Here is a 13,937-nt window from a genome sequence, read left to right as displayed (position 1 = left end):
AAATTCTGCAGCTACTCGCCGACGATCAGCTGGGATCAACCCGAGAAAGGGCCGACGATCCGGACCCGTACGAGCTGGCTTTTGACGCAATCGACTCCGACCCCGCCCACCTTTTGGTAGTGGGAGAACTCGGCGGTGAGGTGGTGGCCACGTTCCAGCTCAGCTTCATCCCCGGCCTCTCCCGCAGGGGATCCTGGCGTGCACAGATTGAAGGGGTGCGAGTAGCCAAGCAGTTGCGAGGCCAGGGAACTGGTGCGGTCATGATGCGATGGGCCATTAAGCATGCACGTGAGCGCGGCTGCTCCCTCGTCCAGCTGACCACCGACAAATCCCGCCTCGCGGCCCACCGCTTTTACGAGCGCCTGGGCTTTGTCTGCAGCCACGAGGGCATGAAGCTCACCCTCTGACCCATTGCCGGGGCGCCAGAACTTGCGTTCTGCGGCAGCCAGCGCCGCAGCCTTCCGCGCAGCATGCGGTGTCGACATGAGCCGGGTCATCAGTCACCTAGGTTGCCCCAAAGCCACTCGGAGTACGTCTCCCAGGCCTTTGGCCTATGCCGTGGACGTGGGCTGATGTTCACCAGACAGGTGCCCAAATCCTCTGGCGCCTTCCCGGGACGCGGCGGATACGGTAGGTTCATGCATTCCGTCGAGGCTGAGGCACTTATCAAAGCCCGAGACTCCACCGTCTGGGACATCATCACCGATGCAGGGAACTACACAGTTTGGGATTCCGGTATCACGCACGTCACGGGCGAACTGCGCAACGGTGGCACCATCAAAATCCGGACCAGCACCTGTGGGAGCCGCATCTTCCGGCTGCGTGTCCGGCAGAGGCCCGGCGAGGTGATGACGTGGACCGGGGGCCTGCCCCTGGGTCTGATCACCGGCGTATGCACGTTCACGCTTGAACCCCACGACGATGGCAAGACGCACCTGCGCGTGAAGGAGGAGATCACCGGCCCACTGCGCGGGCTAGTCGGGAAGGCCATGCCGGACGCGCGGCAGCCTCTCATCGATTACGTCAACGCCGTCAGGAAACGCTCAGAAATCCTCGGCCGACACGCTCAATGAGGTGATGGGCGGCGCCCCCGAGGCCGGCTCCGGACTTGGACGCGGAGCCGGCCTGTCAGGAAGTCGGCAAGAGGCGTGTGCCGAAGGCCCGTGTTCGCTAGGCGGGCCGCATCCGAGCCTCAAATTAGACGATAATAAGCAAGCGTCCAATAGTCCGGACCATCGCCGCGATTATGAGGCAGGTCCGGGACTAATTCGGTGACGGGTGCCGTTATGCAGTCGGGGGTGGAACCGGTTCTGCGCACAACGCCGCCTTTGAGCACCGATGGGAATGAGGTCACGTGACGACTACGCCTGCCGAGGGAGTCGGCTTCCGCTCCGAACGCGGACCTGTCCTTATTGCCCTGATGCTCTCTACGGGTCTGGTGGCGATTGACGCGACCGTTGTGGCGACAGCCGTGCCTGCGATCGTGCATGACATTGGCGGGTTCACGTCGTTCCCGTGGCTGTTCTCCGCCTACCTGCTGGCGCAGGCTGTGTCAGTCCCTGTCTACGCGAAGCTCTCCGACACCATCGGCCGCAAGCCGATCATGCTGATCGGAATTGGACTGTTCCTGCTCGGCTCGGTCCTGTGCGGAGTCGCGTGGAGCATGCCGGTGCTCATCGCCTTCCGCGTGGTCCAGGGCCTGGGCGCCGGAGCGGTCCAGCCGATGGCCATCACTATCGCCGGCGATATCTACGCCCTGGCAGAGCGGGCAAAAGTACAGGGCTACCTTGCGAGTGTGTGGGCCGTCTCCTCAGTGGTGGGCCCGACGCTCGGGGGAGTGTTTGCCACGCTCGGCATCTGGCGTGGCATTTTCCTCGTGAACATCCCGCTGTGCCTGGTGGCAGGATGGATGCTGGTCCGGTCGTTCCACGAGAACATCGAGCGCGTGAAGCACCGGGTCGACTATCTGGGCGCGGGGCTGCTCACGGTTTCGCTCACCCTGCTCATTCTCGGTGCCCTCGAGGGCGGCCAGGCCTGGGCCTGGAACTCCGCCATCAGCAGCGCAGTGTTCGCCGGCGGTGCGCTTTTGTTCGCCGCGTTCGTCCTCGCCGAACGGAGGGCAGCGGAGCCTGTCCTGCCCCCGTGGGTGGTGTCCCGGCGGCTGCTGGCGACGACGGCGATGGTCGCCTTCGGCGTGGGAGCAGTCATGCTTGGCATCACCTCTTACGTTCCCACCTTCCTCGTAGGAGCCCTCTCGACCTCCCCGATCCTGGCCGGGCTCGCCCTGGCGGCGCTGACCATCGGCTGGCCGATCAGTGCGTCCCAATCGGGCCGCCTGTATCTGCGGATCGGGTTCCGGAACACTGCGATGATCGGTATCACGGTCACCGTCATCGGCACGGCGGTCCTGGCCGTCACCGCTTCCGTCCCGAACGTTGCGCTGGTCGCAGGCAGTTGCTTCATCGTCGGACTCGGACTCGGGCTGGTCGCCACGCCGACCCTCATCGCCGCCCAGACGAGCGTCGAATGGAACGAGCGCGGGGTGGTGACCGGCACCAACCTTTTCGCCCGATCAATCGGCAGCTCCATCGGTGTCGCAGTGTTCGGGGCGATAGCAAACGCCGTCTACGCCGGCACTCCGCACGGTGACACGGATCCCGGTACCATCGTGGCGGCCTCTTCCGCCGTGTTCCTGGCGGTCATGATCGTCGCGCTGCTCACCGTCGTCGCCGTTATCGGGATGCCTGCCACAAAACCCGTCAAGCAGGTCCCCGCCGCCGTGCGGGGGTGATCCCAAGGTTCCAAGCCCTGGTGCGGCCTTCCGCCATCGGACTGCGGCCCGATGCCGTATTCAACGTCTGAGCCGCATCGTTCTCCAGCTCGCCGGTCCAGCGGTCCCACCGTCCGTTTGAGGTGCGTTTACGCCAGGTCGGGGGAGCTGTACACGATGTAATCCAACGCGGCGGGACCGGACATGGCCAGAGTGTTGTCGTCAGGCTTGATCCGGCGGCCTTCGAGGGCCGCCCAAAGAGCCTCGGCGGGCTCCGGCTCGGTGTGGTTTATCAGGCACCAGCTGGTGTACAACCCGTACAGCTCTTCCTCGTCCAACCCGCCGTCGGTTTCCCGGTCACTGGTCACGGCCTCTGCGAGGAACCGATCAAAATGCGCGCTCATATCCGTTCCCTTATCTCGTGTGCATCGCTGGGACGCTCCGTCACCGACACTGGGCAGTTGGGTCACCGCCCGACTGCCAACGTTGAATTTATGCCAGGAAGACAACCCTGTCCAGTTCGGCTCAACCCGGCGGGTCAGGTGTTACTCGGACGCGTGTTGAAGGACCCCGGGGCCGAGATCGTCCACCGCTTGACCTGTCAACGGAACGATCATCGAACCGGCACCCATTCCGGTTCCCCATATTCAACTGCGCAGCAGGTAGCTGGCCACGCCGTCGGGGTTTGCTAGGGCGAGGAGGTGGCCGCCGGGCACGACGTCGGGCTCCACACCGAGGCGTTCGCGGGCGACCCGTCGTTGGAAATCCAGAGGAAAGAACCGGTCTGCCTCGCCGGTAAGCACACGGGTTGGGATCTTGGGCCATTGCGTGAAGTTGCATACCGAACCGAAAACCGCGTTTGCTTCCGGGCGCTGATGCGGTTCCCCTTCCGCCGCGATTTCCGGCGGAACGTCGTGCAGGAAGTAGGTGTCAATGTCGAACTCGGCACTGTACCCGTGGGCCCTGGCCGCGCTTTGCTGCGCTGCAGCCCAGCCGGTGTTGTCCCACCATGCGCCGGGGGTCTCGCCCGGTATAGGGATCATCGCATTCACCAGGATGAGCTTTCGGACGGAAGCGCGCTCACACACGAGCGGGGTGGTGAAGCCACCCAGCGACTGCGCAACAAGCACGACGTCGTTGCGCCCACCGATGGCGTCGAGAACCAGCCGCGCGTACTCCGGCAGCCCGGCGCCTTCATCGTCGCCGGGCAGATCGACCGCCACGGCGTCGTGCCCGGTCCCCTGAAGCAAAGGAACGACGTGGCTCCAGTACCAGGCTGCGCCGCCCGCTCCCGGGATCAGCACGAACGTATTCACGGCAGTACCAGCCAAACGCCGACGACGGGACCCCGGTTCCGGACCAGCAGGTGGCGCCCGTTGGGCTGCTTTCGCTTCAACACGGATCTCATCTCCCCATCTTCTCCCCGCCCTTATGGACGCCGGCAACCCCGGCAGCCGCTAACGGACCATTCGCATCTCGGGCAGTTCGTTCCAGTCAGGTGGAAGCAGTTTACGTTTCCCGTCGGTAACCGGACGATCGAATTGTCTCAGAGACCGTCGTCCTGGACTCGAACACATGACAGGCTTCGTCCTCGCTTCACCCCTTAGATAACGAGCGACAGCAGAGCCGCGGCCACCGCAGGGTCACCGTCCGAGGCCCTGGCCAGCGCCAAAGCGGACGTGGAGCGCGGTCCCGATGGCGCCGTCGGCTACTGGCGTGGCATAAGCTTCCGGTATGGGACTAATAATCACACTACTTATCATTTGGCTTGTACTTTCGATCCTTGGCTTCGCCGTGAAGGGCCTACTTTGGTTGGCGATCATTGCTCTGGTGCTGCTGGTGGCCACGGCTGTTTGGGGCTGGGTGAAGCGCAAGGCCAAAGCCTGACGCTCAACCTGATCGCTCAACGGCGGCGGGCCGTCCCACACGGGACCGGCCGCCGCTTTCGTGCGCCCTGACTGCTTGAAACCTGAAAACAACTCTTGCCTGTGACATCGAAAAGCACAGATCTGGGTGATGGTCCCACCCATCATCACTAGTGGTTGTCCCGCACCAAGAAGTTTGGGGCCACCTGCCTGCAGCCCGGCTCACCTTTAACGGACTCGAGGTTCTTCTTCACGGCCGCGGGAACCGGGTGGACAAGCAGCTTTGGGCGGCACTGACGCCCATCGTGGAAATGGCGATAAGGAGATGGCGCGTCCCGGATTCGGGCCCTTGGGAAATCCGCACCCCAGGCCGTACGTTCACCTACTCGGCGGCGCTTTGCTTCGTCGCCATTGACCGCGGCAGCGGAGACAGGGGCTCCGGGTAGGGGACAGACGAACGGCTCGCATGCGATCAGGAGTCTTCTGAACCCGCCCCTTCGACGGGACCGTCCCACGACCAGTGTTGGATGGGCAGGCCGTCCGGAACGTCCTCTGCGGAGCGGTGGTACCGGGACATCGTGGTGGTGGTCGACCACGCGAAGTAGTCGTGCAGCACCTTGCGGAGAGGGTTCTCCTCGGTGAGTCCGACGTCGGTCATTGCCTGATCGAAGCAGGCGATCGCTCTACGGTCCATATCCTCGTGCGGCCCGTTGCCGCTGTGCATCCGCACCACAGAGGTCTCGTCGCCGTAGGAGTCTGAATAGGTTGTCGGGCCACCTAAAGCCTCCGCCCAGTAGGCGGCCAGCCGCCGCCTATGCTCGGGATGGAAGCCATGGCTGAACGCGTGGCCGACCACCTCGTCGGCCGTTGCCCTGGTATGCCATGCGCCGGCCAGCGCCAGGAAAAAGGGGGCTCCGCCAGCAGCTTCGTACACCGTCTGCATCCTGCAACGATGGCATGCCCCACCCTTGTACGGAAGGGGCCGGCTCAGCGAAGGACGCGGTAGCGGATGTGGGTCGCCTCCGTGGAAAATTTTCGACGACAGGTGCGGTGTCTTTTCACCCGAACAGCCGCATCACCTGGTGGAACACAAGCGGCCAAATGACCGACGGCCTCCCGGCTCATACTCATGCGGGCTCCCACGCGAACCCGTCCGGGTCGGTGAACGGGCCGGCGTCGCTGCCTATCGTGAGACGGTGCGAACCGGTGCCCTCCGGAGGGACGCCGGCATCCTTGGCGAGAGCGCGGCGCCCGTAGAGCCCCAGCTTGATGGGACTCGCCGGCATGGCGAACTCGACGTACTTGCCGAAGCTTTTCCCGACGGCGAGTCCGTGGTCGACGTAGAACCGTTTGCTCGCAGCAACGTCGGTGGCCGCTACCAGCAGCACGATCTGGTCAATCTGTCTGGTGGCCGGACCGGTGTCCTTCCTCGCCGACGTCGCGACCTTCCAGATCGCTCCATCGGGAGCCTGAACGACGCCGCCATAGCCCCACAGTGACTTTTGGGCCGGCTTCAGCGTCGTGGCACCAGCCGCCAGAGCAGTGTCGATCAGGCTGCTGACGGTGGACGGCTGCGACACTATGAGCGACATCGTGAACCCGCGGAACCCGGCCGTCGGGGCATCCGAAGCTCGCACGCGCACCTGCGTTCCCAATCCGAAGGCAGCAGTGTAGAAGGCGGTGGCGGCCGCGGGGTCAGGTACTTCGAGGGTCACTGATTCGATGGAGGTCATGGCAGGTCCTTCGGAAGGGTGGGCAGGTCGTGTTGATGACTTTATGCTGTGGCCCCCCTGATCGCTTCTCCGATCCTGATCGATCCGTCCCGCATGCGGCCGAACATCCGGCTCGGCCTGCGGTTACCTTCGGGTTGGATGACCGGCGCTGGCTACGAGCTGGTGCTCGATGCCAGCACGCCCAGCCCGAGTGCGGCGATGATGCCGCTGCTGCCGCGTTCGAGCCAGCTGCTCACTCGCGGACGCTGCAGCCACGCCATTGCCTTCGCTGCCGCGATGGATACGGCGGCCAGATAGAGGAAACCGATAATGCTCTCGATGGCACCAAGCACCATCGCGGTGTCCAGAGTGTTGCCGCCGTGCGGAATGAATTGCGGCACGACGGCGAGGTAGAACAGGCCGACTTTGGGGTTGAGCAGTGTGGAGAGCGCGCCGGCGCCGCACCCTGTCATTCGGCTGTAGCTCCGGCGGGGAGCGTGTCCGGCCGTTGCTGAGGGTGTTGTGCGGCGGGCCCGGATCAGCGACGAGATGCCCAGGTACAGCAGGTACAACCCGCCCGCGATCTTTGGCCAGCGGAATACTTCGGCGGAGTCCTCCAGCACTGCGGCGAGACCCACCCCCACCAGCCCGGCCCAGACCAGGGATGCCAGTGCCGAGCCGAGCGCCGCGGCAAGGCCGGCCACGGCACTCTGCAGGGAGATCCGCAGCACCAGGAACGTATCTGGGCCGGGGGTGACGGAGAGCAGCAGGCACAGGCCGGCAAAAGCCAGCAGGGTTACAGCGGTCATGCGCACCATTGTCCGGGTGCAGCTTGCCTGGTTGCAATTGCAGCGAGGCACGGCCGGGGAGGCAGTCAAACGCGACCCGACGTTCTTCTCGAGGGCAGCGAGCTGCGCTGCGTCCCAGGAGCAGGAATGTGCGCTGGTACCACGGAACCGAGAAGTCCCACGGCAAGCGCGTCCTGGGTCATCAGAGGAGGATGACCATCAGCGCGATCAGGTACAGGATGGTGGCAATGCCAAGAAGGTAAAACCATAGGGTGTCCTTCGGCTCCTCGTCTGGGTCGGTCCGCTGAAAATCGCGGTCATCCGGCCCATCTTCGGGCATTTCTCGGGCGTTGCCGGGTTCGACGATCCTGACGGGGGTCACGTCGTTGGTTGCGGGTTGCCGCCGCGGAATCTGGGCGTGTTCATCATCCAGCCCGCGGCGCATAAACCGGTTCTGGAGAGTGAAAGCGGCGGAATGTGCCTTGAGCTTCATGATTGGTTCCTCCTTCCTGCCTGGTGGTACCTGAAGGGGCGGCGGCCATCCACGAGGTCGCTTCGGTATGGACACCGGCTCGATATGTCGTTAGCCGCGAGGAGGCCGGGGCCATCTGCAGGCTGGTGCCCCAAGGGCCGCATCGGCCCCAGCCCGGCGGTTCCGCGCGCGCCGTCGGCTCGGTACGAGCCGTCCACGGCCGCGAGTATTGTTGGGGCCCTCTGGCATTGATCCGCCTTAAACGATTACCCCTCTGTTTTGGGTCTATTTCAAGGGTGATCGACGGTCTTTCTGGAGAAGAATTCGTTCAGAGCAGGGATCTGCGCAGCGAGGGCGGCTGCGCCGTGCCCGTTGCGCGGCCTTCGCCGGGCTTGACCGGCCCGCTAGTCGCCGGCGGCGTCGCGGCCGCGGCGCACGATCAGCCGGTCGGGGCCGTGGACCACAGTTGTGTCCTTGTCCTCGTAGTCGAACTGGTTGAGGAAGAAGCGCATGGCGTTGATCCGGCCCCGCTTCTTGTCGTTGAACTTGATGGTGATCCATGGCGCATGGTCCGTGTCGGTCCGCAGGAACGTCTCCTCCTTGGCTGCCGTGTACTCCTCCCACCGGTCCAGGGAGGCCAGGTCTATGGGGGAGAGCTTCCAACGCCGCACCGGGTCTATCTGCCGGATCGCAAAGCGGGTGCGCTGCTCGTGGCGGGTCACGGAGAACCAGAACTTGGTCAGGTGGATTCCGGAGTCCACCAGCATCCTCTCGAAGAGCGGCGCCTGAATCATGAAAGTGTCGAATTCCTGCTCCGTGCAGAAGCCCATGACCCGCTCCACATTTGCCCGGTTGTACCAGGAACGGTCGAACATCACGATCTCCCCGGCCGTGGGCAGATGCTGGATGTAGCGCTGGAAGTACCACTGGCCAAGTTCACGGTCCGAGGGTTTGCTCAATGCCACGGCCCGGGCCGAGCGGGGATTCAGGTGCTCGGTGAAGCGCTTGATCGTTCCGCCCTTGCCGGCCGCATCCCGGCCCTCGAATACGATCACGTGCCGGAGCTCCTGGTCCTGGCCCCAGTACTGGAACTTCAGCAGTTCAACCTGGAGCCGGTATTTCTCCAGCTCGTACTCCTCACGGGACATCCGCTCGTCGTAGGGGTAGTCTTCCCGCCACGTCTGCACGGCCGAACCGCCCGGGTGGATCAGCTCCGGATCCTCGCCTTGCCCCCCGCGCACGGTGTACCCCATCTCCACCAGATGGTCGATGGCCTCCCGCAGGTTTTCCCGGAGCCAACCTTGATCCTCGGGTGTCCACGTCCTGTCCGCATGCGCCATCCCCAGCCTCCTTCCGGCCCCGCTGAACCGTCGCCGGCTTTCTAGGGTGCCGGCAGCGTTCGATGCTCAACTGAGTTCATAGAATGCGACCAGCCTAAGCCGACAAGTGGAGCTCACGATAGGGATGGGCTTCAAAGTGATCCTCCGGCCGCTTCCGGCGTTCCGGAGTCGTGGCCCCCTCCGGTCTGGCCGGCGTGATGCCCGCCGGATCCCCGGTAGCCACCGCCACCTCCTTGGTCGCCGAGGCGTTCACGGGCCAGGAAGTTTTCGACGTCGAAGAGGTTGTCCGCGCGCCGGGCAATGTTCAGCAGGGTGGTCATCGAGGCAACCTCTTCGACCTGTTCCTTGAGAAACCAGAGCATGAATTGCTCGCCCAGGGCGTCATTCTCAGCCCTGGCTGCGGCGAAGATGCCCTTAATGTTCTCGGTGACTTCCTGTTCCTGCGCGAGGGCCAGGGCGAGGGGCTCCTCGACGTCAGCGAAGTCGTTGCGGACCGGATCAATGCCAGGGATGGCGACTTTGAGTCCGCGGTCCAGGATGTAGCGGACCATCATCATGGCGTGGTTGCGCTCTTCCAGCGACTGGCGGTAGAAGTGTTTGGCCAGCTGCGGAAGGTCCTGCCCGTCAAACCATGCGGCCACGGCGACGTATTGGTGGGAGGCGGCGAATTCGTTGCCAACCTGGCGAGTGAGCAGTTCAGTAAATTTAGCGGATTCCATCGGGAGCTCCTTACGGGGGTCTGTGTGGGCGACTGCGGACAGAGCTGGCCGGGGTCGGCCGCGCTGTCGATTTGCAGGGGTCTTGCTTCGAGCGTCCCGGATGCATGATGGCCGGTCAATAGCCTGCGGTTCCTGGTCGCGGAAGCTTGCCCACAAACAAGAACTGTGAGGATTGGTGTGGCTGGTCTGGGACTGGCTGGCAGAGTAGGTGCTGGCCGTTCCGCCCTGTGGTCGCGACTCAAACAAGAACTGGCCCCCGTCGGGTGCCCTTCCGTCGACTCGTCCGTCCATGGGGTGGGCGGCCGGTACCTGCCCGGCCCACATCGGTGACTTGATCAGAAGGTTGCCCGCCCTGTTTGACGGGGCGTGGCTCGTCACAGTGCTGTTCCGAAGTGACCTCTACCCGGATTGGTACCGGCCGTGCGCGGCCCTGATCATATCCGCGAAATTGAGGAAGGTGCCTGAACCGCTATGCCTATCGTTGCGCATTCCCGCCCGTTTGTCGTCGGCGTCGACACTCACGCCAGGAACCATGTCTACGCCATCATCGCCACCTCAACCGGCGAACTGCTTCAGACCCGGGATTTCCCCACCACCAGCGCCGGCATCAACCGGGCCATCGCCTGGGTGGCGCGCCGCACCGGCGCCGACCTGGCCACCTTGTGGGTGATCGAGGGCGTCGCCTCATACGGCGCCCTGCTGGCCGCCGCCGTGGGCACTGCCGGCTACCCGGTCGCCGAAGCGGCGCGCATGGATGCCCGTGCCCAGCACGGGCATGGCAAGTCCGATCCGTTGGACGCGCACCGGATCGCCGCAGCCGTCCTGCGACCAGTTCTCGCTGCGGGTTGTCGTATTTCTCCAGCCACAGATCCACATCGGGATTCCGGTTTTCCATAGTTGCCACCCTGTGAGGCCTCGCTATGCGGATTCGAGAACGCTTTTGAGGTTGGTCAGTTGCGCGACTTCGGCATTCATGGTGCGGACAATCACCGGACCCACGAGTTTCATGAGTCCCTTGGGCTGCAGATCCAAGGTGAACAGGACAGTCGTTCCGCCGGACGCTGCACTGAGCCGGTAAGCGCCGGCCGGGCGGGCAGGGCCGGCCACGACCTGGAAGCCCAGATGCTTTCCGGGGTCCGCAGCCGTGATTTCGTAGTCACCGACGATAGGCCGGCCGCCCGGACCCGTGAGAGTCTGGCTGTACACGGCACCGAGGTCCCCGGGTGTTCCACTTTTCAGTGTGATGTCCTGCACCCCCGAACGCCATGCCGGGTTGTTCAGCCCATCGGCGAGGAACGCATAGACATCCTCCGGCGAACGGTTAATGGTGGTCTCGTTCTCGGCGTGAGCCATGCATACCCCTACTGGTTCTTGGTCCCGGCCGATTCCCGGCCAGCCGATCGATGTTGTCCATACTGTACGTCGTGCGGCCCTGGCCGGCCCGCGCCCGGTCCAGGTGTCCTCCGGATCGTGCCGTCGCGGCCGACGTCGACCGCTGTGAGAGGGAGCCGTCTAGCGGTCCACCGGGCGCCGGCACCTAGCGGATTGCCTCTTCCCGCTCTTCAGCCATGGGACTCAGCGTCAAGCCGCTGGTGTGGATGAGGGTGCCGAGCAGGGATCGTGCGGCCGCGAGCAGGACGTTGACCTCAGGGCTGGCCAGTTCATAAAACAGCCGCCCGTCGCGTCGCGAGGGGACAATGAGGCGCTGGCGGCGGAGCAGGCTCAAATGCTGGGAGAGGTTCGACGGCTCCAGACCCGTGTTGTCGCGCAGTCTGCTCACGGCAACGGGCCCGTCCGCGAGCATTTCCAGGAGCTGGATTCGAGCAGGGTGGCCCATGGACTTGAAAAGTTCGGCCTTAACATCGGTCAGGACCATACTTGTGGGAAGATCATCCGGCATCGGGACCTCCCTCCTTCACATTCAAATATTCTGGGCCGCGCATCTGTGCAGAACCCGCCGACAGGAAAACTAACACGTGCGAGACAGAAAAGTCTGTCTCGCATCGCCCACGATCGGTCCGCCCGCACATTTATCGTAGCGCCGGACCGCTGCCGTGTCGCCGCCGCCGGAAGACAAAGTGGTACCTCTTGCGCAGATGAGAACCGTAGTTCAGACTTTCATGAATTCATCAATTCGATTCGGCCTTCTATGAGTGGCCGGCATTGTTCGGGTGGATTCGGACTGTTCCCGGTGACAACGGCGTCACCGGGAACAATCGAGTCCCGGCTTCCAGGAGGGTTCTATGACAGGCATGTTCGAACTGTTCACCGATTCCGACACTTCCTACCGATTTCGACTTACCGCCCCGGACGGGACTGTCATGGCCCTCTCCAGGTCCTTTCCTGACCTGCCATCGGCGGTGGGCGGGATCGCCGCAGTAAGGGAGTACGCCGGCATGGGGCTGGTGACCGAAATAGAGGCACCGCAAAATGACGCCCTGCCCCAGCCCGTGGCCGATGCCATTCCGGTGGAGCCAAGCGCGCATAACCGTCGAGCCCATGACACGCACGCCAGCGAGCCCCGCGCACGTGCGGGGTCGGCCCGTGACCGAGCGCCCAGATCCCCGGGACGGCCGCCGCGCACCGGCATCCCGTCCGCCGCGCGCTTCTTGGGCGGCCGGGCCGTCATCCGGAATCAGCAGCTAATCGTACGGTGGCGGCAGGCCCTGGAGGCGCGGAGCGCCCACGTTGGGCTCAGCTCGTGCTGACTGACGCCGTGTCCCGTGTTGGCACCCCGGGGCGCTTTCCTCGGGCCGGGTGCGGGGCGTCTGCCGTTGGGCCGGACAGGCAGGGATGGCCATGACCGAGTTGAAGGCGTTGCGGGCCTACTCCAGCGCGCTGGTCGCCGAGGACTGCCTCGCTGGGACCTTTCGCTACGATGTGGTCTCGGGGGAGCTGCAGTGGTCCGAGCAGATTTATCAAATCCATGGCTATCACCGGGGCGAGGTGGTGCCGACGGTGGGCGTCCTGATGTCGCACCTGCATCCTGACGACCGGAAACGGTGCAGGGAAATTTTTGAGGATGTGGGCCGTGGGGGAGGGTTTTTTGCCAACTACCACCGTCTCTTCGACGCACGCAGGCGGGAACGCCGCGTCCTGACAGCGGGGGAGGGCGTGCCGGATCGTGACGGGAAACTGCTGTTCATCGACGGATTCATGCTCGACCTCACCAGGACAGTTCAGCTGGAAACGGACCGGTCCGCCCGCGAGGCCATTGCCGGAGCCATTGGCACGCGAGGCCTCATTGAACAGGCCAAGGGCATCCTGATGGGAATTCTTCACATCGGTTCCGACGCCGCCTTCGAACGGCTCTCCGCCTACAGCCAGCACCACAACATCAAGCTTGCCCACACGGCCTCGGCCATCGTCCGGCTGGCCAGCAACACGCAGGAATCCGCCACCCTCCGCAGCTTCGTCCACGCACTGGACAGCCGTTTCTCGGCACGCCGCGATGGGGGCCGCGTTTTTCATCCCTAGGGGACGAAAGGCGCCGGGCGGGCCTTTGGCCGGCACGCCCTGCGCGCTGCCCTGACCGAATGCTCCGGGCATAACCCAGCGGACACTCATAGCACACTCCGAGGCAGACCGGTCTGTACGCCTCAGCCCAGTGTAAAATTCTTTTATCATGACTGTCGACGACGCCGCGGGCCCCACACTGTTGCCTGCCACAGCCATGGCCGGACGCGATGAGCCGGTGGACCGTATTCTCGCCACCGCCTACGAGTTGTTCTCCCGCCGCGGCATCCGCGGAGTGGGGGTCAATGAGCTGATCAGCAGTTCCGGGGTTTCCAAAGCAACCTTCTACCGGCACTTTCCGTCCAAGGACGCCCTGGTACTGGCCTTCCTGGAACTCCGCGACCAGGCGTGGACCGTGGACCTCATCGTGGCAGAGGCCAGCCGGCGCGGCGACACCGCCGAAGAACGGCTGCTCGCCGTATTTGACGTGTTCGGCGACTGGTTCCAGCGCGAGGATTTCGAGGCGTGCTCGTTCATTAACGTCCTGCTGGAGATGGGGGCCGGGCACCCTCTGGGGAAGGCGAGCATCGATTACCTCAGCCGCATCAGGGGCCACATCCAGGCCCTGGCTGAGGAAGCCGGGCTGGACCGCCCCGAAGAATTTGCGCGGTCCTGGCACATCCTGATGAAGGGCTCCATCATTTCGGCCACCGAAGGCGACGCGCTGGCCTCCAAGCGCGCCCAGCAGATGGCGCGCTGGCTCATCGAGCACCACCGAAACCTGTAGCAGGTGTGCCGGGGGAGTGCCCGCATTC

General features: G+C 64.3%; 16 protein-coding genes and 1 pseudogene. 7 read left to right on the top strand and 10 right to left on the bottom strand.

The window, feature by feature from the left end; translation table 11 throughout:
• Positions 1-2: 2 nt before the first annotated feature.
• From AC1DR1_RS18010 to AC1DR1_RS18000, 3 genes are all read left to right on the top strand, one after another.
• A complete protein-coding gene (locus AC1DR1_RS18010) occupies positions 3-407 on the top strand; it encodes a GNAT family N-acetyltransferase (protein WP_476993021.1) in 405 nt (134 codons plus the stop codon).
• Positions 408-638: 231 nt separating this feature from the next.
• Entirely contained in the window at positions 639-1,073 is a 435-nt protein-coding gene (locus AC1DR1_RS18005) for an SRPBCC family protein (RefSeq protein ID WP_364742985.1), read from the top strand.
• Between the two features lie 281 nt (positions 1,074-1,354).
• A complete protein-coding gene (locus AC1DR1_RS18000; protein ID WP_364742988.1) occupies positions 1,355-2,791 on the top strand; it encodes an MFS transporter in 1,437 nt (478 codons plus the stop codon).
• A gap of 128 nt (positions 2,792-2,919) precedes the next feature.
• Here AC1DR1_RS18000 and AC1DR1_RS17995 read toward each other — a convergent pair whose 3' ends face one another.
• The 8 genes from AC1DR1_RS17995 to AC1DR1_RS17960 all read right to left on the bottom strand — a co-directional run bounded on the left by AC1DR1_RS17995 (position 2,920) and on the right by AC1DR1_RS17960 (position 9,666).
• The gene (locus AC1DR1_RS17995; protein WP_229992340.1) at positions 2,920-3,174 is read right to left on the bottom strand and encodes a hypothetical protein; all 255 of its coding nucleotides are present in this window, start codon (positions 3,172-3,174) and stop codon (positions 2,920-2,922) included.
• Between the two features lie 243 nt (positions 3,175-3,417).
• The gene (locus tag AC1DR1_RS17990) at positions 3,418-4,086 is read right to left on the bottom strand and encodes an alpha/beta fold hydrolase (protein WP_364742991.1); all 669 of its coding nucleotides are present in this window, start codon (positions 4,084-4,086) and stop codon (positions 3,418-3,420) included.
• A 1,021-nt stretch (positions 4,087-5,107) separates the two neighbouring features.
• Complete coding sequence (locus AC1DR1_RS17985; protein WP_476993020.1) at positions 5,108-5,578, bottom strand: group II truncated hemoglobin; 471 nt, start codon at positions 5,576-5,578, stop codon at positions 5,108-5,110.
• 184 nt (positions 5,579-5,762) lie between these two features.
• Positions 5,763-6,368: a VOC family protein gene (locus tag AC1DR1_RS17980; protein WP_364742997.1), complete on the bottom strand. Its 606-nt coding sequence runs from the start codon at positions 6,366-6,368 to the stop codon at positions 5,763-5,765.
• 152 nt (positions 6,369-6,520) lie between these two features.
• Entirely contained in the window at positions 6,521-7,156 is a 636-nt protein-coding gene (locus AC1DR1_RS17975) for a LysE family translocator (RefSeq protein WP_476993019.1), read from the bottom strand.
• Positions 7,157-7,337: 181 nt separating this feature from the next.
• The gene (locus AC1DR1_RS17970) at positions 7,338-7,628 is read right to left on the bottom strand and encodes a hypothetical protein (RefSeq protein WP_364743003.1); all 291 of its coding nucleotides are present in this window, start codon (positions 7,626-7,628) and stop codon (positions 7,338-7,340) included.
• A gap of 383 nt (positions 7,629-8,011) precedes the next feature.
• A complete protein-coding gene (gene ppk2 / locus AC1DR1_RS17965) occupies positions 8,012-8,947 on the bottom strand; it encodes a polyphosphate kinase 2 (RefSeq protein ID WP_229992348.1) in 936 nt (311 codons plus the stop codon).
• A gap of 131 nt (positions 8,948-9,078) precedes the next feature.
• Positions 9,079-9,666 carry a ferritin gene (locus AC1DR1_RS17960; protein WP_229992349.1) on the bottom strand — a complete coding sequence of 196 codons (588 nt, stop codon included), beginning with the start codon at positions 9,664-9,666 and terminating at the stop codon, positions 9,079-9,081.
• A 471-nt stretch (positions 9,667-10,137) separates the two neighbouring features.
• Between AC1DR1_RS17960 and AC1DR1_RS17955 the strand changes: the two are divergent.
• A pseudogene (locus tag AC1DR1_RS17955) lies at positions 10,138-10,518 on the top strand (IS110 family transposase); the annotation flags it as partial.
• A gap of 66 nt (positions 10,519-10,584) precedes the next feature.
• Here AC1DR1_RS17955 and AC1DR1_RS17950 read toward each other — a convergent pair.
• On the bottom strand, positions 10,585-11,019 hold the full coding sequence (locus AC1DR1_RS17950) for an SRPBCC family protein (protein WP_229992350.1): 435 nt from the start codon (positions 11,017-11,019) through the stop codon (positions 10,585-10,587).
• Between the two features lie 184 nt (positions 11,020-11,203).
• Positions 11,204-11,566 (bottom strand): ArsR/SmtB family transcription factor, encoded by a 363-nt coding sequence (locus AC1DR1_RS17945; protein ID WP_229992351.1) that lies wholly within the window; start codon positions 11,564-11,566, stop codon positions 11,204-11,206.
• A 343-nt stretch (positions 11,567-11,909) separates the two neighbouring features.
• Between AC1DR1_RS17945 and AC1DR1_RS17940 the strand changes: the two genes are divergently transcribed.
• The 3 genes from AC1DR1_RS17940 (at position 11,910) to AC1DR1_RS17930 (ending at position 13,909) form a co-directional block, all read left to right on the top strand.
• Positions 11,910-12,374, top strand: a complete 465-nt coding sequence (locus AC1DR1_RS17940) for a YegP family protein (RefSeq protein WP_476993018.1) — start codon at positions 11,910-11,912, stop codon at positions 12,372-12,374.
• 91 nt (positions 12,375-12,465) lie between these two features.
• On the top strand, positions 12,466-13,143 hold the full coding sequence (locus AC1DR1_RS17935; RefSeq protein ID WP_364743010.1) for a PAS and ANTAR domain-containing protein: 678 nt from the start codon (positions 12,466-12,468) through the stop codon (positions 13,141-13,143).
• A 148-nt stretch (positions 13,144-13,291) separates the two neighbouring features.
• The gene (locus AC1DR1_RS17930) at positions 13,292-13,909 is read left to right on the top strand and encodes a TetR/AcrR family transcriptional regulator (protein WP_476993017.1); all 618 of its coding nucleotides are present in this window, start codon (positions 13,292-13,294) and stop codon (positions 13,907-13,909) included.
• The last annotated feature ends 28 nt before the right edge of the window (positions 13,910-13,937 follow it).

The organism is Arthrobacter sp. P4_F10 (assembly GCF_056401435.1).
The sequence above is the reverse complement of the archived record's forward strand: the minus strand, read 5'-3'. Positions and strand labels throughout refer to the sequence as shown.

What these genes read in the sequence shown, in the direction of transcription:
- AC1DR1_RS18005 (WP_364742985.1), top strand. Translation starts at nt 639, where the DNA reads ATGCATTCCGTCGAGGCTGAGGCACTTATCAAAGCCCGAGACTCCACC.
- AC1DR1_RS17995 (WP_229992340.1), bottom strand. Translation starts at nt 3,174, where the DNA reads ATGAGCGCGCATTTTGATCGGTTCCTCGCAGAGGCCGTGACCAGTGAC.
- AC1DR1_RS17985 (WP_476993020.1), bottom strand. Translation starts at nt 5,578, where the DNA reads ATGCAGACGGTGTACGAAGCTGCTGGCGGAGCCCCCTTTTTCCTGGCG.
- AC1DR1_RS17980 (WP_364742997.1), bottom strand. Translation starts at nt 6,368, where the DNA reads ATGACCTCCATCGAATCAGTGACCCTCGAAGTACCTGACCCCGCGGCC.
- AC1DR1_RS17975 (WP_476993019.1), bottom strand. Translation starts at nt 7,156, where the DNA reads ATGACCGCTGTAACCCTGCTGGCTTTTGCCGGCCTGTGCCTGCTGCTC.
- AC1DR1_RS17970 (WP_364743003.1), bottom strand. Translation starts at nt 7,628, where the DNA reads ATGAAGCTCAAGGCACATTCCGCCGCTTTCACTCTCCAGAACCGGTTT.
- ppk2 (WP_229992348.1), bottom strand. Translation starts at nt 8,947, where the DNA reads ATGGCGCATGCGGACAGGACGTGGACACCCGAGGATCAAGGTTGGCTC.
- AC1DR1_RS17960 (WP_229992349.1), bottom strand. Translation starts at nt 9,666, where the DNA reads ATGGAATCCGCTAAATTTACTGAACTGCTCACTCGCCAGGTTGGCAAC.
- AC1DR1_RS17950 (WP_229992350.1), bottom strand. Translation starts at nt 11,019, where the DNA reads ATGGCTCACGCCGAGAACGAGACCACCATTAACCGTTCGCCGGAGGAT.
- AC1DR1_RS17945 (WP_229992351.1), bottom strand. Translation starts at nt 11,566, where the DNA reads ATGCCGGATGATCTTCCCACAAGTATGGTCCTGACCGATGTTAAGGCC.
- AC1DR1_RS17940 (WP_476993018.1), top strand. Translation starts at nt 11,910, where the DNA reads ATGACAGGCATGTTCGAACTGTTCACCGATTCCGACACTTCCTACCGA.
- AC1DR1_RS17935 (WP_364743010.1), top strand. Translation starts at nt 12,466, where the DNA reads ATGACCGAGTTGAAGGCGTTGCGGGCCTACTCCAGCGCGCTGGTCGCC.
- AC1DR1_RS17930 (WP_476993017.1), top strand. Translation starts at nt 13,292, where the DNA reads ATGACTGTCGACGACGCCGCGGGCCCCACACTGTTGCCTGCCACAGCC.